The 16,733-nt window shown below is 71.5% G+C and carries 20 protein-coding genes; 11 read left to right on the plus strand and 9 right to left on the minus strand.

The features are described 5' to 3' along the window. Positions 1–121: 121 nt before the first annotated feature. Positions 122–487, plus strand: coding sequence for an STAS domain-containing protein (locus BM085_RS28930; RefSeq protein WP_177245327.1), 366 nt, complete (start codon positions 122–124; stop codon positions 485–487). A 19-nt stretch (positions 488–506) separates the two neighbouring features. Here BM085_RS28930 and BM085_RS28935 read toward each other — a convergent pair whose 3' ends face one another. Beyond that, complete coding sequence (locus BM085_RS28935) at positions 507–1,685, minus strand: ROK family transcriptional regulator (protein ID WP_093890039.1); 1,179 nt, start codon at positions 1,683–1,685, stop codon at positions 507–509. 45 nt (positions 1,686–1,730) lie between these two features. Between BM085_RS28935 and BM085_RS28940 the strand changes: the two genes are divergently transcribed. Continuing rightward, on the plus strand, positions 1,731–2,900 hold the full coding sequence (locus BM085_RS28940) for an MFS transporter (RefSeq protein ID WP_093890040.1): 1,170 nt from the start codon (positions 1,731–1,733) through the stop codon (positions 2,898–2,900). 240 nt (positions 2,901–3,140) lie between these two features. Here the strand turns inward: BM085_RS28940 and BM085_RS28945 are convergent, their stop codons facing one another. Genes BM085_RS28945 through BM085_RS28960 form a run of 4 tightly spaced genes read right to left on the minus strand, consistent with a single transcriptional unit; the run spans position 3,141 to position 6,251 of the window. Further along, positions 3,141–3,521, minus strand: a complete 381-nt coding sequence (locus tag BM085_RS28945; RefSeq protein ID WP_093890041.1) for a helix-turn-helix domain-containing protein — start codon at positions 3,519–3,521, stop codon at positions 3,141–3,143. 9 nt (positions 3,522–3,530) lie between these two features. Beyond that, positions 3,531–4,214: an HAD family hydrolase gene (locus tag BM085_RS44705; protein ID WP_177245328.1), complete on the minus strand. Its 684-nt coding sequence runs from the start codon at positions 4,212–4,214 to the stop codon at positions 3,531–3,533. Next, the gene (locus BM085_RS28955) at positions 4,211–5,632 is read right to left on the minus strand and encodes a pyridoxal phosphate-dependent decarboxylase family protein (protein WP_093890042.1); all 1,422 of its coding nucleotides are present in this window, start codon (positions 5,630–5,632) and stop codon (positions 4,211–4,213) included. The genes BM085_RS44705 and BM085_RS28955 overlap by 4 nt, the downstream gene beginning before the upstream one ends. Next, on the minus strand, positions 5,625–6,251 hold the full coding sequence (locus BM085_RS28960) for a helix-turn-helix domain-containing protein (RefSeq protein WP_245789758.1): 627 nt from the start codon (positions 6,249–6,251) through the stop codon (positions 5,625–5,627). Before BM085_RS28960 ends, BM085_RS28955 begins: the two co-directional genes overlap by 8 nt. A 562-nt stretch (positions 6,252–6,813) precedes the next feature. Here BM085_RS28960 and BM085_RS28965 point away from each other — a divergent pair. The 3 genes from BM085_RS28965 (at position 6,814) to BM085_RS28975 (ending at position 9,063) form a co-directional block, all read left to right on the plus strand. Continuing rightward, positions 6,814–8,016 carry an ISAs1 family transposase gene (locus BM085_RS28965; protein WP_177245329.1) on the plus strand — a complete coding sequence of 401 codons (1,203 nt, stop codon included), beginning with the start codon at positions 6,814–6,816 and terminating at the stop codon, positions 8,014–8,016. 157 nt (positions 8,017–8,173) lie between these two features. Further along, complete coding sequence (locus BM085_RS28970) at positions 8,174–8,539, plus strand: hypothetical protein (RefSeq protein ID WP_093890045.1); 366 nt, start codon at positions 8,174–8,176, stop codon at positions 8,537–8,539. Next, complete coding sequence (locus BM085_RS28975; protein WP_093890046.1) at positions 8,536–9,063, plus strand: DUF6036 family nucleotidyltransferase; 528 nt, start codon at positions 8,536–8,538, stop codon at positions 9,061–9,063. Before BM085_RS28970 ends, BM085_RS28975 begins: the two co-directional genes overlap by 4 nt. Before the next feature lie 20 nt (positions 9,064–9,083). Here BM085_RS28975 and BM085_RS28980 read toward each other — a convergent pair whose 3' ends face one another. From BM085_RS28980 to BM085_RS28990, 3 genes are all read right to left on the minus strand, one after another. Next, entirely contained in the window at positions 9,084–9,320 is a 237-nt protein-coding gene (locus tag BM085_RS28980) for a type II toxin-antitoxin system Phd/YefM family antitoxin (protein WP_093890047.1), read from the minus strand. An 81-nt stretch (positions 9,321–9,401) separates the two neighbouring features. Beyond that, on the minus strand, positions 9,402–9,767 hold the full coding sequence (locus tag BM085_RS28985) for a ketopantoate reductase family protein (RefSeq protein ID WP_093890048.1): 366 nt from the start codon (positions 9,765–9,767) through the stop codon (positions 9,402–9,404). Between the two features lie 233 nt (positions 9,768–10,000). Then, positions 10,001–10,285 carry a hypothetical protein gene (locus BM085_RS28990; RefSeq protein ID WP_012894020.1) on the minus strand — a complete coding sequence of 95 codons (285 nt, stop codon included), beginning with the start codon at positions 10,283–10,285 and terminating at the stop codon, positions 10,001–10,003. A gap of 229 nt (positions 10,286–10,514) precedes the next feature. Between BM085_RS28990 and BM085_RS28995 the strand changes: the two genes are divergently transcribed. The 6 genes from BM085_RS28995 (at position 10,515) to BM085_RS29020 (ending at position 15,812) form a co-directional block, all read left to right on the plus strand. Then, a complete protein-coding gene (locus BM085_RS28995) occupies positions 10,515–11,948 on the plus strand; it encodes a helix-turn-helix domain-containing protein (protein ID WP_093890049.1) in 1,434 nt (477 codons plus the stop codon). Then, a complete protein-coding gene (locus BM085_RS29000; protein ID WP_093890050.1) occupies positions 11,948–12,856 on the plus strand; it encodes a phosphotransferase enzyme family protein in 909 nt (302 codons plus the stop codon). Before BM085_RS28995 ends, BM085_RS29000 begins: the two co-directional genes overlap by 1 nt. A 24-nt stretch (positions 12,857–12,880) precedes the next feature. Further along, a complete protein-coding gene (locus BM085_RS29005) occupies positions 12,881–13,315 on the plus strand; it encodes a hypothetical protein (protein ID WP_093890051.1) in 435 nt (144 codons plus the stop codon). A 175-nt stretch (positions 13,316–13,490) separates the two neighbouring features. Beyond that, positions 13,491–14,669 (plus strand): 4-hydroxybenzoate 3-monooxygenase, encoded by a 1,179-nt coding sequence (locus BM085_RS29010; RefSeq protein ID WP_093890052.1) that lies wholly within the window; start codon positions 13,491–13,493, stop codon positions 14,667–14,669. After that, on the plus strand, positions 14,662–15,339 hold the full coding sequence (gene pcaH / locus BM085_RS29015) for a protocatechuate 3,4-dioxygenase subunit beta (RefSeq protein WP_031158493.1): 678 nt from the start codon (positions 14,662–14,664) through the stop codon (positions 15,337–15,339). The genes BM085_RS29010 and pcaH overlap by 8 nt, the downstream gene beginning before the upstream one ends. Further along, a complete protein-coding gene (locus BM085_RS29020) occupies positions 15,339–15,812 on the plus strand; it encodes a peptidase associated/transthyretin-like domain-containing protein (protein ID WP_093890053.1) in 474 nt (157 codons plus the stop codon). Before pcaH ends, BM085_RS29020 begins: the two co-directional genes overlap by 1 nt. Positions 15,813–15,991: 179 nt before the next feature. On the opposite strand, the gene BM085_RS29025 is transcribed toward BM085_RS29020, so the two are convergent. Continuing rightward, a complete protein-coding gene (locus BM085_RS29025; protein ID WP_093890054.1) occupies positions 15,992–16,714 on the minus strand; it encodes a sensor histidine kinase in 723 nt (240 codons plus the stop codon). Between the last annotated feature and the right edge of the window lie 19 nt (positions 16,715–16,733).

Genomic DNA, 16,733 nt, shown 5'->3' on the forward strand with positions numbered 1-16,733 from the left:
TCGGATGGGTCCATGGGGTGCCGTGCGGGGGCCGGAATGTTCCGCGCCCCGGCCTGCCGGAACGACTTGTCCCGTATGAGAAAGTTACATGGCTGGGAGAGGCCGGGGTAGAAGGTTGATCATGTTAGTGGGAAATGAACCGGAGCCGGGTTTCACCGCCACGTCCGGACTGCACGGCACGACGCTCGTCGTGCAGGCCAGTGGTGAGCTGGACCACTACCACACCCCGGTGTTACGGGCGGAGATGAACAGGGCGTGGAGCGCCCTGCAGTCGCGCACCCTCATCCTCGACCTCTCGGCCCTCACCTTCTGTGACTCCTCGGGGATCGGCGAACTGCTCCAGGCGCGCCACCACGGCCAGGTCGAGGGGGTCCGGTTCATCGTCACCGGGATCCGGGGGAACCTGGCGCGGCGGCTCAACCTGGCCGGCCTGACACAGGTGTTCGAGGTGTTCCCCTCCGTCGCCGAGGCGCTTGAGGCCGCCTAGGAGACCGGGGCCGTCCGGCCTATGCCGGCACCTCGCCGAAGACGTCGCGGTGGGCGATGGACAGGGCGGTGAGAAGGGCCCCGTGCAGGATCGCGTTGCCTTCCACCGTGCTCGGGCGGACCTGGGTCGAGACGGGGGAGAGCGCGGCGAGACGCTCGCCGACCAGGGCGGCCAGCGTGTCCCCGCCCGAACGGCCCGTCTCCCCGCCGAGGACGACGAGCCCGGGATCGAGGACGGCGACCGAGGCGAAGGCGCCCTCGGCGATCCTCGCCGCGAGGGAGTCCCGGTCGAGGCCGCCGATGAACTTGGTGCTCACCAGGTCGCAGAACGACCCGCCCCGCAGGCCGAGGGTGCCGACCTCGCCCGCACCCCCGGAGGCTCCCCGGCGCAGCCTTCCGTCCAGGGTGACCGCCGCTCCCACCCCGTCGTCCAGCCAGAGCAGGACGAAGTCCTTGCGTCCCCGGGCGGATCCGATCCGGTGCTCGGCGACGGCGGCGAGGTTGACCTCGTTCTCCAGGGTGACCGGTGCGTCGATCCGGTGGCGCAGGGCCTGCAGCAGGTTCGGCCGCCAGCCGGGCACGCCGTTGTCCGTGGCCGGCTCCCCGCTGTGCGGGTTCACCATTCCCGGGGCGCCCACGACGACCGCGTGCAGACTCCTGTGGCCCGCCGCCTCCGCGACGGTGCCGGCGATGATCGTGACCAGGTCGTCGCCGGGCTCCCCGGAACGTCCGGGCTCTACGGACTGGCCCGCTCCGGCCGGGCGTCCGGCCCCGGCGGGGCCTGCGGCGTCCAGCGGGCCCACGGTGTCCAGCGGGCCTGCGGTCTTCAGTGAGCGTCCGGTCTCCTGTGAGCGTCCGGCGTCCAGTGGGCGTGCGGCGGAGCCGACGGTCCGGCCGGTGATGTCGGCGACGGTCACGTTGACCGTGTCACGCCGTACGTCGACCCCGGCCACGTGGGCGCGGTCGGCCACGATGCCGTAGACGCGGGCGTTCGGCCCCCGCCGGTCCTCGCCGCTCTCGCCCACGACCGCGATCAGCCCGTTCACCCGCAGGCGCTCGATGAGGTCCGACACGGTCGGGCGGGACAGCCCGGTGAGCGCCCGTAGCTGGGGAGCGGTCAGGGTCCCGTGCTCCAGCAGCAGGTCGAGGGCGAGGCGGTCGTTGATCGCCCGGGCCATCTGTGGGGTCGCGGTCTTCATCCGTCCTCTTTTAATCAGGTAGCCTTCCTGTTAATTTCTAGCATCATGCGCAACGACAATCAACGTGCCCGCATCGCGATCACGGCCGTGTTCGCCGCCCACGGCGCGGTCTCCGGAAGCATGGCGACCCGTATCCCATGGCTGCAGGAGCATCTCCAGCTCGGCCCGGCCGCGCTGGGACTCGCCCTGTTCTGCCCCGCCGTCGGCGCCTTCGTCGCCATGCCGATGGCCGGGCGGCTGGTCCACCGCTACGGGGGCCGTGCCGCCACGCGGGTCCTGATCGCCCTGTGGTGCGCGGCGCTGGCCCTTCCCGCTCTCTCTCCCGGGCTGCCCTGGCTGTGCGCCGCGTTCCTCGCGTACGGCGCGGCGGCCGGCATGTGCGACGTCACGATGAACGCGCAGGGAGTGATCGTCGAACGGCGCCTGGAGCGCTCGATCATGTCCGGGCTGCACGGCATGTGGAGCGTGGGCAGCCTGGCCGGTGCGGGACTCGGGGTGGTCGCGGCGCACGCCGGGATCGACGCGCGTGTCCACCACTCCGTGGCGGCGCTGGCCCTGCTGGTCTTCGGAGTCATGGCGAGCCGTGGCCTGCTGGACACCCGGCCCGAGCCGGGCGAGCAGGCGCCGCCCCGGTTCGCCGCGCCCTCGCGGGCGATCCTCGCCATCGGAGCCGTCGGATTCTGCGCCACCTTCGCCGAGGGCGCGAGCATGAACTGGGCCGCCGTCTACGTCAAGGATGTCACCGGCGCCGGTCCCGGCGTCGCCGCCGCCAGCTACGCGATCTTCGCTCTGGCCATGGCGGTCACCCGGCTGGCCGGGGACCTGACAGTCCGCAGGCTCGGACCGGTCGTGACCGTCCGCGCCGGCGGCCTGCTCGCCACCCTCGGCGGAGCCGTGATTGTCATGGCCCGCACCCCGGTGCTGGGAATCATCGGGTTCGCCCTGCTCGGACTGGGAGTGGCCGTGATCGTGCCGCTGTGCTTCGCCGCCGGGGGCAACGCCACCGCGACGCCCAGCCTGGGAGTCGCCGGAGTCGCGACGATCACCTACCTGTCCGGGCTCATGGCCCCCGCCGTCACCGGCTGGATCGCCGACGTGACCTCGCTGCCCGCCACATTCGGCCTCATCGCGGTCATCACCCTGGCGGGCACCCTGCTCGCCGGAGCCCTACGCCCCGCCGCCGTCGCCCCCGTGGGAGCGGGACCGCGCCCGTGACCCGCATGACGCGTCGCACGGACGACGGCGACGGCCGGGCCGCCGACCGCCAACCGGCGGCCATCCGGCGGCGCATCGCGGCCATGTTGCGGTTGTGAGCAGGTCGCGGCCTCGCGGATGATCCATGGACAGGGCCGATCGCGCGAACCGGCACTACCGTCTTCCCAGAGGTGAGTGACATGGTGCTTCATCTGAATCCTTTCAGCGTGGAGCCCCCCGGTTTCAGCCGTGGGGAGGAAGTCAACCGAACATCGATCCCGAACTGGCGGCGGCCCTCGCGAAGTCCCCGCTCCAACCGAGAACGGCCTCCGCCCGTGCGATGCGCGCGGCCAGCGAGCTGTGATGCAGGTGCACGGCGGCGGCCGCCCGGCGCACCGACCCCTCCGCGCAGAGGGCCCGCACCGCCTCCAGCGCCTCCGCCCCGTACGGCCTGCGGGAGAGCTCCTCAACGGCCCGCACGTCGGCGAGGCCGACGGGGCACTGCGTCAGCCGTGCCGTCGCCTGGAGGAGCACCGAGACGCTCGCGTGGTTGCGCACCAGCGAGTCGAAGTACGCGATGACGCGGACGGCACTCTCCGCGTCGGCGTCCAGAGTCGACAGGCGCAGCAGTAATCCCTGCACGGCTCCAGGTTAGGCTCCGCCGGGGCCGGAGGGCATGCCGGTCTCCCTCCCGTGCCTGTCGCCGAGTTCACGGTCAAGGGACGGCTGGACATCCGCGGCATACTCGCGGACCGTCTCGGCCAGCGTGCCCGGCGTGCGGAACCGGACGGCCTGCCATCCGTGCCGGCGGGCCGCCGCGACATTGGCTCCGCTGTCGTCGATGAAGACGATGTCCCCGGGAACCACGCCCAGTCCCATGGTCACGGCCGCGAAGGCGGCCGGGTGAGGTTTGCGGTGCCCGAGCCGGTGACTGAAGAACAGCCGGTCGAAGGGCGCGAACGCCTGAGAGTGAAGCCGGGGCAGGGCGTCCTCCTCCAGCGGCCCGTTGTTGGTGAACACCGCCATGGGCAGCCCGTGCCCGCTGATCAGGGTGTCGATGACGGCGGGGTTGGGCCGATAGGCGGCGCACCAGGCCGCGTCGAGCTCGTCGTCGGTGCCGGGGAAGCCGATGACGGCGCGGATGCGCACCCGGACCTCGGCTGCGGTGGGGTAGCGGCCCTCGTCGCTGCCGGCGCCGAAGTCCGACTCCCACAGCAGGGCGTGGATCCGTTCCGGGGAGCTCCCGCACGCTCGGGCGAGGATCCGCAGCCGGTGGGGGTGATCGAAGTCGAAGAGCACTCCGCCGAGATCGCACAGCAGCACGCGGGCGCTCACCAGCCGATCTCCCTCGCGGCCGCGCGGATCTCGGCGAGCAGGACGGCCAGGTCGTCCTCGGTGGTGGCCGGGTGGAGGAAACAGGCGCGCAGCGCGTCGTCCGTACCGAGACGGGTGCCGGTGATGAAGGCGCCGCCCCGTCGCTGGACGGCGGCGGGGACGGCGCGGTTGAGCGCGTCGAGCCGATCGCCGGTGATCTCCGGCGCCGGGCGGTACCGGAACGCGGTGATGGAGGTGGTGACGGGGGCGAGGAGTTCGAAGTCGCCGGAGTCGTCGACCATGGCGGCCAGGGTGCGCGCGAGCCCTGCCGTGTGGTTCACGAGCCGGCCGACGCCCTGGCGGCCGAGGTGAGACATCGTCGCCCAGGCCTTCAGTGCCCGGAAGGGGCGCGTCTGCTCCGGGCCGTACTCGGAGAACCAGCCGAGCTCGTCGGCGTTCTCGTCGTGCAGGTACGCCGGTACCAGGCTGAACGCGGCGCGGGCCGAGGCCGGATCGCGCAACAGCGCGCATCCGCAGCCCACCGGGACGCCGAGCCACTTGTGCGGGTCCAGCGCCAGTGAATCCGCCCTGTCCATTCCCGCGTAGCAGGGCGCGGCGCCGTCGGCCAGGACGCCGAACGCGCCGTAGGCGCCGTCGATGTGGAACCACAGCCGGTTCTCGGCGGCGACGTCGGCGATCTCGTCGAGCGGGTCGACGGCGCCGGTGTTGACGGTGCCCGCGCTCGCGGCCACGCAGAACGGCCGCAGACCCGCTGCCACGTCCTCGGCGATCATCGACCGGAGGGTGCCGACGTCCATGCGGTACGCGGCGTCGACCGGCACCGTGCGCACCTGCCGTGATCCCAGCCCCAGCAGTTCGGCGGCCTTGCGCAGGCAGCTGTGCCCTTCCGCCGAGACGTACAGGACCAGCGGCGGCCGCCCGGAGAGCCCCTCCTCGCGAGCGTCCCATCCGTCCTGGAGCGCCGCCCGCTGCCTGGCGGCGGCCAGGCAGACGATGGTGGCCATGGACGCCCCGCTGGTCAGCAGCCCGCCACCCGGCGGGTGGGGGTAGCCGACGAGGTCGGCCAGCCAGCGCACGACGGTGCGCTCCAGCAAGGGGCCGGCGTGCTCGCCGCCCGCGCAGCTCGGGTTCAGGGTGGCGGCCAGCGGCTCGACGAGCACGCCCGCCGGGGAGGGCGGGGAGTTCACCCAGCCGAAGAACCGGGGATGCCCGTTTCCCATCGGGTGGCGCATCACCCGGCTCCGCACATCCTCCACCAGCTCGTCCAGCGCCCGGCCGGTCTCGGGCAGCCGCTGGGCGGTCAGCCAGAGGCGATCCTCGGCCGGCACCGGCCGCCAGACCGGCTCCTCGCGGATGTGCCCGAAGTGGTCGGCTATGAGGTCGGCCGCCCTCCCGGCGGCTCGGCGCAGCTCATCCATCGAGCATCCCCTTCCGCGGCCCGTGGTGCGCGGCCGAGGGGCCGCCCAACTCCATGGCCAGGTAGTACACGCAGTCGGTGTCGCCGTCGTTGGCGAAGGCGTGGCGGCGGTCGCCCGGGTAGTAGACCGAGTCCCCGGCGTCCAGGGTGTGCGGCCGGTCGTCGACCGTGAGCCGCAGCCGGCCGGATTCGACGGCCACGTACTCGCGCGAGCCCGGAGAGTGCGGGGCGAACTCGCCCGCGTCGACGCCCGGACCGATGGTCGTCCTCATGAACTCGAACTCCACATCCGGCAGCACGGGCGACAGGATGCGCCGCTCCCACCCGGACGGGTCGCGCAGCACGCGCTGCTCGGCCCGGCGGAGCACCCGCGGTGTCTCCCGCGCGGGCTCGTCCAGCAGCCGTGCGATCGAGGTGCCCAGCGCTGTGGCCAGCCGGTCCAGGACGAGCACGCTCGGCGTCTTGGCCCCCCGCTCGACCTCGGACACCATGCTCCGGCTGATCCCGCTCAGCTCGGCCAGCCGTTCGATGGACAGTCCGCGAGACCTGCGCTCGCCCCGGATCCGTGTGCCCAGCTCGGCCATCGACAGACCGCTGGAGAGAACTCCGTCATCTTCCACGGTCTCCACTATAGAGGTCATATTTCCTCAATAGTGGAGGGGTGTCCCTCGCGCCTTTGCGGTGAGGAGCCCGGCACCAAGAGTGGCGACGCCGATCCACAGCAGCGCGACCAACCGGTTGGGCCCGGCGACCTCTCTGCCGGGGGCGATAGGAAGAACCCCGCCGAAGAACGGGCTTTGACCATGCCTGCGAGGCGCTGCCCGCGCATCCCGCGCCCGGGGCGGCACCGAACCGCTTCTCCGGCTCCTGCGCGCCCGGCGTTCGCGAGACAGGAGTGTCTCCGCGCACACCTTCCGCAAGCACGTGGCCGACCTCCTCACCCGCCTCGGCGCGGCCGGCCGCTGCCCGGCGGCACTCCTGGCCAAGGAGAACGGCTGGCTCCGGCGACGCGCTTCACAGCGTGGAAGGCGCCCAGGGCCGAAGCGTTCTCGGCTGGTGGGACGCACGCGGGCTCGACGAGGCCGGGCGGTGAGGGCACCCCCGGAGTGTGAATGACAAACGCGACCCCCGATGATCGTTGGTTGTCTACGCCAGTCGATCAAGAACAGGGGCCGCGTTCGCGTGCCATCATCCCCGATCGACGTGCTCACCCGCCACCTGGAGCACGTCACCGTCGCCGACCCACCGACCGACCTGCTCGATCTGCCGGCCCTGGCCGAGGTGCTGGATGCGGTGCCCGACCCGCGCAGCCGCCGGGGACGCCGCTACCGGCTCGGCCCGCTACTGGCGTTATCCCTGCTCGCCGTACTCGGCGGAGCAACCTCTCTGGCAAAGATCACCCGGGTCATCGCCGGATACCACCCAGACCTGCGCACCCGAGCTGGGTTACCCGGCACACCACGGCTGGCCGCCAGCACCCTGGGACGGCTCCTCGCCCGCCTGGACGGCGACGCCTTCGACACCGCGACCTGCGGCTACCTGGCCTCGCTCACGGCCGGCACCCCGCCTGCCGGCATGAGCAGCCCACCCTCAGGCCGGGCCGCGCTCGCCGGCCTGGCCGTCGACGGCAAGACCCTGCGCGGCAGCCGCACCACCGACACCACGGTCCATCTGCTGGCCGCCATGCGCCATGACACCCAGATCGTCGTGGCCCAACGGCAGATCGAGGCCAAAAGCAACGAGATCCCCGCCTTCGCGCCCCTGCTGTCCGGCCTGGACCTCACCGGCGTGGTGGTCACCGCCGACGCCCTGCACACCCAGCACGAACACGCCCGCCAGATCATCGCCGCCGACGGCCACTACCTGTTCATCGCCAAGGGCAACCAGCCCACGCTGCACCACCGGCTCAAAGCCCTGCCCTGGCGTGAAGCGGTCCTCAACGACCGCACCGACGAGACCGGACATGGCCGCCGCGAGATCCGCCGCATGAAGATCTGCACGGCCCGCCCGGGGCTACCCTTCCCGCACGCCGCCCAGGCGATCCAGGTAAAACGCCGCCGCACCGACCACAAGACGGGCAAGACCACCATCGTCACGATCTACGCCATCACCAGCCTCCCACCCGGCCGGATCACCCACGCCCAGCTCGCCACGCTCATCCGCGGCCACTGGAGCATCGAAGCCCTGCACCACATTCGCGACGTCACCTACCGCGAGGACGCCTCCAAAATCCGCACCCGCACCGCACCCCGGATCATGGCCAGCCTCCGCAACCTGGCTATCGGCCTGGCACGCCTCATCGGCTGGACCAACATCACCGCCGCCACCGACCACTACCGCAGCCAGCCCGCCGACGGACTCCAGCTACTCGGTCTTACAACATGAGAACGCTTCGGCCCTGGGTGTCCTGCAGGGCCAGCCGAAGACGAAGTTCGCCTGAAGGAGGATATGACTGTTCATCGAGCCTGAAGGGGCGGGTGCGTGGCGGTAGCATCGAAAGCAGTCTGAGTGAACGGGGAGGGGTGACATGGTTTATCGCCCTATGACACTCGTTGACCTTGCCGCGCGCCTGGCGGCTAACACCGACGACAAGATCCGTTGGAAGCTCGTGTGGGAATTTCTGGAGGAGTATCGCTGGGAGGCGCCGGGCCTTCAGCCCTCGCTGCTCCAGTCCGAGCCGGAATCCGTGGACGACGAACGGTGGGATGCCTTGCTGGCCGCTCTTGCGGAGCATCTCACCGCAAAGCATGATCTTGCCCCGCCCTCATGGACGGCGCTACGGGTGTTGCGACGTCCCTGGTTCCCCGCCGAACTGGCCAGCCAGCGTGCGGATGCGCTCGTCTGGGCGCCTGCTGCATTCCGTAAGCACGGCGTCTACCTTTCGAGCAAGGATCTCGAGGCAGCGTGAGCGGGACAGACGACGGACTGCTCGGCCGGGTGGAGCTTGAACGAGCATTCACCGCACTGGGGGAGCGGCTGACGCGCAGGGGCGTTGTCGCCGATCTTTTCGTCGTGGGCGGAGCCGCAATGGCGCTCGCCTACGACGCCGTCCGGGTCACCCGTGACGTGGACGCGCTCTTCGTGCCGCATGGAGTGGTTCTGGAAGAGGCCCGTCGGGTCGCCGAGGATCTTGGAATGCCGCCGTGGTGGTTGAACGAGCAGGCCAGCGTCTACATCTCCGGGAAAGACGATCCGGGGAAACGGAGAGTCTTCGATCATCCGGGCCTCCGTGTGATGGCGGCTTCACCGGAGCACATCTTCGCGATGAAGGCGATGGCGGCGCGGACACGCGATGTAGATGATCTCCGACATCTGGCGGAGCTGGCTAACGTCGTCTCCTCGGAGGACGCGATCCGCTTGTGCGCGCAGTTCTTCCCGGGAGAGGAGCCTTCCCCCAGAGCACGGGCGGTGCTGGTCGACCTGTTTGGCTGAGCCGGAGGCCGATCTTCTCTTTAGCATGAGTGCCGTTTGAGAATGACAGCCTCGATGTCGTCATCCCCGTCGGGGTCGGCGAGAAGGAACCGGCTGAAGTCGGGGGTGCCGTCTTTGAGACGGCGGTATTCGGCGATGCCGATGACGACGGCCACCTCTTCTCCGTGCCGGGTGACCACCTGAGGGCCCTCGTCCACCGCACGCCGTACGACCTCGCTGAAGCGCTGTTGCGCCTCATGGACCTGCCATCCGCTCATGGGCGTCCTCCTGTCTGGCCTCAGAGTGGCTCGAACCGTGTATGGCGGCACCCGTATCCGGCGCCCGTCTCCGCGGGTGGGTCAGCCGGACACGGCCGCCGCGTGCGCGTCGATGAGCTCGGTCAGGGCCCGGGGGGACATGGAGCCGGGCGGGAGCTGCTCGCGGGCCGACCGGTTGGCCTCGCGCCGGAGAACCTCGTTGGCCGGTGCCGGGATGCCCAGCTCCCTGCCGATCAGCACGTCGTCGTCGCGGAGCCGTACCGGCTCCCGGGCCACCGGGATGTCGAGGGTCTCGGCGGAGTCGGGGGTGACCAGGCGCAGGCCGTCACGGCTGAGCGCGTCGTAGTGCGCGCCACGGGCGACGAGGACCACGTCGTGGCCGCCCTGGGACAGCCGTCCTCCGATGGTCCCGCCGACCGCCCCGGCTCCCACCACTATGTATCGCATGATCCGAGACCGCCTTGTTCCGCACTGTCCGGGCGATCGGAGAGCGTTGTGGGGCCGGGCCGCCGGAAAGGCGCCGCTAGAAAGGCAACTGCCTCCCCGACGGGCTCCGTAGATCGAGCGGCGCGGGCTCACGCGGCGGACGCGGGCGTTGGATGACCTGGATCCTTTTCACGGTCGCGCTCCCTTCTGGGGCTTGATCACCGGGTGTTACCCATGTGGAGCCCAAGAATCACCTATCTGCGTATCACATGAAGCACACTAGCCACACGTTCCGCAGCTGTGGCGACATCTTCGGCGTGCCCGATGCGGCCGGCCCAGGACAGCCAGAACCACCACTCGCCGTCGGCCTCGTGGGCGGCGAGGACGTCCTCTGTCATGGCGGGGACCATCGGGTTGATCACGTGGAGGCGCGGGAAGAGTCCCGCGGGCGCTTTGAGGCGCACCTGGAAGGAGTGCGCCTCGAGTTGGGCGGCTAGCCGTCGCAGATGGTCGACGGCCTCGCCGTGCTCTGCCGTCATCCGGATCACTCCTGGCGGACGCTGGTGGCTTTTCTTCTCTGCAGAGTGCGGTTTCGCGGCAGCTCAGGCAATCGGCTTCCGGCCGGGCCGGGGCAGGATCAGTGGAATAGACCGGAAACTCCCCGTTGTTCCGTGGAAAACCTGCGGATAAAGGGAATGCAATACACAGGCACGCTTACGCTGTGGTGCGCTCTCGTTAATCTTGTGTAAACAGCGACCGGGAGGCGCCGTGGCCCGAGGTGAGCATTCCCCCGCATGCGCCCGGCGCTGGCGTGAGCAGGCCGAGTCGCGCCAGTGGACACTATGGCAGACGACGCAGGCCATCCACGGCTGCTGCGGGGTCAGCCTGCTCAAGGCGCACCGGCTGGCCCGGGGGTGGTCGGCCAGGCAGTCGGTCCAGGAGTTGGAGGAGCTGTGCGAGCGCCAGGATCTCGGTGAGGCGCGGGCCGGCATCGACCTGCTCAACGCGTGGGAGAACAACCGCGCCAGGCCCCGGCCGCAGACCATCGACCTGCTGGCGCGGCTCTACCGGGCCAACGCCGTACGGCTCGGCCTGGCCGGCGACTACTGCGAGGACGACGGCGGGACGAAGGTCGTGGTCGTCTCCGGCGTCGAGGGCCGCCCGCCGTACCCGGCCGAAGAGCGCTTCGACGACGACATGGAGCGCCGCGCGCTGTTCCACCACGCGCTGCTCGGCTCCCGGTTCGCGATGAGCGGCCGGCTGCTCGCCGAGGTCGAGCGGACCCGCCAGGACCTGGACCGCACGCTCGCCCTCACCACCGTCTCCGAGGAGCAGCTCGACCGGCTCGACGAGCAGGTGCTGCGCTACCGCCGCGAATACATCACCAGCGCCCCGCTGCCGATGCTCTACCGGCTGATGCTGGAGCTGTCGGACGTGCGGACGCTCTCCGCCACCCGCCAGCCCGCGATGACCCACCGCCGCCTGCTCAACGCCACGGTGATGCTCGCGCTGCTGTCGGCCGACGCGCTGATGAAGCTCGGCGACACCCGCCAGGCCCACGCCTGGTACGGCACCGCCCGCACCGCCGCCGACGACATGGGCGACCTGCGGCTGCGCGCCCTGGTCCGGGCGCAGCAGGCGATGCTCCCCTACTACTACGGCGACCTGGCCGAGACCGTACGGCTCGCACGCGAGGCCAGGATGCTCGCCGGCAGCGCGCCCAGCTCGCCGGCGGCACTCGGCGCGGCGGCGGAGGCGCGGGCACTGGCCAGGATGGGCGAGCACAAGGCCGCCAGGGTCGCGCTGGCCGAGGCCGAGAGGATCTTCGCCAGGATGCCTCCGGAGGGCCACGACCACCTGGCCTTCCGCTTCTCGGAGCGGCGGCTGCAGTTCTACCGGATCGGCACCCTGATCGAGCTGGGCGAGGAGGTCGACTGGTCGCCCGGCCCCTCCGGGCCCTACGCCATCGACCCGGTGCTCATCCTGCTCGACCAGGCCGCGCACCTGCTCCGCGACGGCAAGGTCGAGGACGCCTGCCACCTGGCCCAGAAGGCCCTCCTCCAGGTGCCGCCGGAGCACCGCACCTCCATCGTCCTCAACCGCGCGCGGGCGCTGCTGTCGGAGGTGCCGCCCACCCGGCACAAGGCGGTGGCGGTGCGCCGCCTGACCGAGCTGCTCTCCGACGCCGCGCCGGTCAGCTGATGGGCGGCCCGCTCGCCGAGGAGGCGTTCGCGGTGCTGCGTGACGTCTGCGAGGAGCTCGGCATCGACCACAGGGACGCCGAGCTGCTGCGGGTGCGCAGCAACGCCGTCTTCAAGCTGCGCAGCGAGATCGTGGTCAGGATCGCCACCGCGCCCAACGCGCTGACCCGCCTGCCGGTGGTGCTCGCGGTGGCCCGCTGGCTGGCCCAGCAGGGCTTCCCCGCGGTCCGCCCGGCCGACGAGATCTCCGAGCAGCCCGTGGTGCACGAGGGCAGGGTCGTCACGTTCTGGCACTACGTCCCGGCCAGCGGCCGTCCCACCACCACGGAGCTGGGCGAGATCCTGCGCAGCCTGCACCTGCTGCCGGTGCCGCCGGTGGCGCTGAAGCGGTTCGCCGACCCGCTGTCGGAGGTGCGCCGCGCGGTGGACCGCTCCGAGGAGCTCACCTCCTGCCAGCGGGCCTGGCTGCGCGACCGCATCGCGGAGCTGACCGAGCGCTGGTCGGGCCTGGGCGTGGACGGCTCCCCGGTGCTGCTGCACGGCGACGCCTGGATCGACAACCTGCTGCGCTGCACCGACGGCCACGTGGTGCTCTGCGACTGGGACGGCGTCGCGGTCGGCCCCCGTGAGTGGGACCTGGTCCACACCTACCACGGCCAGCGGCGCTTCGGCCTGACCGCCGCCGACGTGGACGCCTTCGCCGACGCCTACGGCAGCGACCTGCGCTCCTGGCCGGGCTACTCCACCCTCATGGAGGTCCGGGACATGTACGCCGTGGGCATCCACATCCGCAACGCCGGGGCCGATCCCTTCTCCCGCCGCGAACTGCCCCGCAGGCTCGATTCCCTCACACGAGGTGAGCAACATGCCAGGTGGTACATGGCGGAACCCGTTACTGTCTCCCAGTAAAGATCTTCATACGGGGGCAGAACGGTGCCAAAGGCCACGCTTCGTCATACCTTTCACGTCCGTAACACTCCGGCGGCGCTCCACGCGCACCTGAGCCAGCCGCAGAGCTACGTGGGGCTCTCCCCGCTGGTCATCGCGGTCAAGGACATCCGGCAGAACGGGGAGGAGACCCGCTACACCTCGGTCGAGCGCCTGAGGTTCCTCGGCATGGTCAAATACGACAACCTGATCAAGGTGACGCTGCGCAGCACGCCGCGGACGGTGGAGGGGGAGGTGGACAGTCCCGGCGGGGTGCGGCTGGACTACCGGTTCGCCCTGGCCGAGAGGGACGGCGGGACCGAGGTCGAGGACACGCTCGTGGTGCACGCGTGGAACGGCCCGCTGCTGGGCTACGCGGCGAAGAAGGCCCGCCAGGTGCAGCTCGCCCGTGCCGGCATCCTCGCCTCGCGCCTGGGCTGAGAAACGCCCGCGGCCGGCCGAGGGACGTCTGCGGCCGGGCCGAGGGATACGAGGGCGCCGTCCCGGGGTCGTCCGGGCCGCCGGTCCAGCCGCGGTGCGCGGCGCCCCGGGGGCGGGTTCCACTGAGCGGAAGCCGGGAGTACGGATATCGCGGCCGGTGGGGAATGCTCGGCCCATGCGAACTCAGGTCGGCATCGTCGGGGCGGGCCCCGCCGGGCTGCTGCTGTCCCATCTGCTCCACCTGCGGGGCATCGACTCGGTCGTGCTGGAGGCGCGCAGCCGGGAGTACGTCGAACAGCGCGTCCGGGCCGGCGTACTGGAGCAGGGCACGGTCGACGTGCTCAACGAGGCGGGCGTCGGCGCGCGGATGAGCGCCGAGGGACTGCCGCACCACGGCATCGAGCTGCGGTACGGCGGGGCCGGGCACCGGATCCCGTTCGAGAGGCTCGTCCCCGGCCGGGCCATCACCGTGTACGGCCAGCAGGAGGTCGTCAAGGACCTGATAGCCCGGCGGCTGGCCGACGGCGGGAAGATCCTCTTCGACGTCCCGGACGTCGTCCCGCACTCACTCGAGGCCGATCCCTACCTCACCTTCCAGGGGGAGCGCCTCGACTGCGACGTCATCGCGGGCTGCGACGGGTTCCACGGGGTCTGCCGGCCGTCCATCCCCGACGGGGTTCTGTCGATCTTCCAGCGGGACTATCCGTTCGCCTGGCTCGGCATTCTCGCCCAGGTCCCGCCGTCGGCCGAGGAACTGATCTACTCCCGCGGCGACCGGGGCTTCGCGCTGCACAGCATGCGCTCCCCGGAGATCAGCCGCTTCTACCTCCAGGTCCCGCCGGACGCCTCGCTGGACGACTGGCCGGACGAGCGGATCTGGGCGGAGCTGCGGGCGCGGCTGGAGACGGTCCCCGGGTTCGCGCTGACCGAGGGGCCGATCATCTCCAGGGACCTGTCCGCGATGCGCTCCTTCGTCGCCGAGCCGATGCGCTACGGCAGGCTCTACCTCGCCGGGGACGCCGCCCACATCGTGCCGCCGACCGGGGCCAAGGGCCTCAACCTGGCCGTCGCCGACGTGCGGGTGCTGACCGAGGCCCTGGCCGGCCTCTACGCGACGGGCTCCACCGAGCTGCTGGACGCCTACTCCGCCACCTGCCTGAAGAGGGTCTGGCGGGCGCAGCACTTCTCCTGGTGGATGACCACGCTGCTGCACACCTTCGACACCGACGACCCCTACGGCAGGCGCCTGCAGACCTCCCACCTCGACTACGTCACCTCCTCGGAGGCCGCCGCGACCACGCTCGCGGAGAACTACGTCGGCCTGCCCTTCGACTTCGGAGCACCCCGTGACTGACGACCCGCACCCGCACCACCTCACCCCCTCCTACCGCAGCACCGTGCTGCGCGCGCCCACACGACCGCCGGTGCGGCCCGCCCTCGACCCCGAGGCGGCCGAGCTGCTCGACCCGGTCTACGGCCACCAGCCGGTCGGGCCGCTGGACCACGACCTGACCAGGCAGCACGAGGGCGAGCCGATCGGCGAGCGCATCATCGTCACCGGACGGGTCCTCGACAGCAGGGGCCGGGCCGTGCCGGACACGCTGGTGGAGATCTGGCAGGCCAACGCCACCGGCAGGTACGCCCATCCGGTGGACCGGCACCCCGCCCCGCTGGACCCCAACTTCACCGGCTCCGGCCGTTGCCTGACCGACGCCGACGGCCGCTACCGGTTCGTCACGATCAAGCCGGGCGCCTACCCCTGGCGCAACCACCCCAACGCCTGGCGGCCGGCGCACATCCACTTCTCGGTGTTCGGCACCGCGTTCACCCAGCGGCTGATCACCCAGATGTACTTCCCCGGCGACCCGCTGTTCGCCCATGACCCGATCCTCCAGTCGGTGCCCCGGCCGCAGGACCGCGAGCGGCTCGTCTGCGCCTTCGACCTGGACACCACCGAGCCCGAATGGGCGCTCGGCTACCAGTGGGACGTCGTGCTGGGCGCGACCCCCTTCGAGGAGGACTGATGCCGGCCCCGTCGCTGCCCCCGACCCCGTCACAGACGGTGGGCCCCTTCTTCGCGCACGCCCTGCCGTACGCCGAGGGGCCCTTCGCGGTGCCCGAGGACCATCCGGACGCGATCGAGCTGCACGGCCGGGTCCTGGACGGCGCGGGCGAGCCGGTGCCCGACGCGCTGCTGGAGATCTGCCAGCCGGGCCTGTTCGGGCGCTGCCCGACCGAGGCCGACGGCTCCTACCGCTTCCGCACCGCCAGGCCGGACACCTACATCCCGCTCCTGGTCTTCGCCCGCGGCCTGCTCAAGCCGGTCTGGACCCGCGTCTACCTCACCGGCGACGCGCCGTTCCTGGCCGGCCTGGACCCGGTACGGCGCGGCACGCTGGTCGCCTCGCCCTCGGGAGAGCGGTCCTACCGCTTCGACGTCCGGCTGCAGGGCGACCGGGAAACGGTGTTCCTGCACCACGTCCCCCCGCGGGGCTGATCTCCGCGCCTCCCGGAGCCGCGGCATCCTTACGGGTCGAGCCGCCGTGCGGATCGCGCCGGACAGCCGCTCGGGCGGCGACGCCGTGAGCGGGGAGCCGCCCTTCCAGGTTCTCGTCGGTGCGGTGGGCGGTGAGCATGAGGATCTCCGGCGGATCGGGGCGAGGAGGACGGAGACGCTCAGGTGACCACCTCGCCCGGCCTGACCCGCGCGGCCAGCGGGAGCGTGACCCGGACGCCGTACCCGCCGCCGGGCAGCGGCCCCGTCGACAGCCGGCCCTGGAACAGGGCGACCCGCTCGCGCATGCCGATCAGCCCGTGCCCCGCCCCGCCCCCGTGCCCGGTACGGCCGGCGCGAGGACCCTGGTCGAGGATCTCCAGGGACAGCACCCCGGGCCGGTAGGCGATCGTCACCCCGACCCCGGTGGGGCCCGCGTGCCGGAGGGTGTTGGCCAGCGCCTCCTGGACGATCCGGTACGCCGACAGGTCCAGACCCGCGGGGAGCCGCACCGGCTCGCCCTCGACGTTCAGCCGCACGTCGAGACCCGCCGCGCGCATCTGGTCGACCAGGTCGTCCAGCCGGGCCAGGCCCGGCTGCGGCGTCAGCCCGTCGCACTCGGGGCCGGTGCGGAGCAGCCCGAGCATGCGGCGCAGCTCCTCCACCACCTCGCGGCCCGTCTCCTCCACCACGTTCAGCGACTCGCGCTCGGTGACCTGGTCGGGCCGGAGCATCAGCCGCGCGGCCCCCGCCTGCATGACCATCGCACTCACGCTGTGCGCGACGACGTCGTGCAGCTCGCGCGTGATCCGGGTCCGCTCCTCGCTCACCGCCTCCCGGGCGAGCAGCGCCATGACCGCCGCGAGCAGCACGTCGGTCGCGTCGGGGGGCGGGCGAGGGCTCATGAAGCGAGGGTAGAGGGGG

This window comes from Streptosporangium canum (assembly GCF_900113865.1).
GTDB classification, from domain to species: Bacteria; Actinomycetota; Actinomycetes; order Streptosporangiales; family Streptosporangiaceae; genus Streptosporangium; species Streptosporangium canum.

Excerpts from the sequence above, each read along its gene's own strand:
- BM085_RS28930 (WP_177245327.1), top strand. The coding sequence starts at position 122 with ATGTTAGTGGGAAATGAACCGGAGCCGGGTTTCACCGCCACGTCCGGA.
- BM085_RS28980 (WP_093890047.1), bottom strand. The coding sequence starts at position 9,320 with ATGAGCGGATGGCAGGTCCATGAGGCGCAACAGCGCTTCAGCGAGGTC.
- BM085_RS29010 (WP_093890052.1), top strand. The coding sequence starts at position 13,491 with ATGCGAACTCAGGTCGGCATCGTCGGGGCGGGCCCCGCCGGGCTGCTG.
- BM085_RS29020 (WP_093890053.1), top strand. The coding sequence starts at position 15,339 with ATGCCGGCCCCGTCGCTGCCCCCGACCCCGTCACAGACGGTGGGCCCC.
- BM085_RS28940 (WP_093890040.1), top strand. The coding sequence starts at position 1,731 with ATGCGCAACGACAATCAACGTGCCCGCATCGCGATCACGGCCGTGTTC.
- BM085_RS29000 (WP_093890050.1), top strand. The coding sequence starts at position 11,948 with ATGGGCGGCCCGCTCGCCGAGGAGGCGTTCGCGGTGCTGCGTGACGTC.
- BM085_RS29025 (WP_093890054.1), bottom strand. The coding sequence starts at position 16,714 with ATGAGCCCTCGCCCGCCCCCCGACGCGACCGACGTGCTGCTCGCGGCG.
- BM085_RS28935 (WP_093890039.1), bottom strand. The coding sequence starts at position 1,685 with ATGAAGACCGCGACCCCACAGATGGCCCGGGCGATCAACGACCGCCTC.
- BM085_RS28990 (WP_012894020.1), bottom strand. The coding sequence starts at position 10,285 with ATGACGGCAGAGCACGGCGAGGCCGTCGACCATCTGCGACGGCTAGCC.
- BM085_RS28970 (WP_093890045.1), top strand. The coding sequence starts at position 8,174 with ATGACACTCGTTGACCTTGCCGCGCGCCTGGCGGCTAACACCGACGAC.
- BM085_RS28985 (WP_093890048.1), bottom strand. The coding sequence starts at position 9,767 with ATGCGATACATAGTGGTGGGAGCCGGGGCGGTCGGCGGGACCATCGGA.
- BM085_RS28955 (WP_093890042.1), bottom strand. The coding sequence starts at position 5,632 with ATGGATGAGCTGCGCCGAGCCGCCGGGAGGGCGGCCGACCTCATAGCC.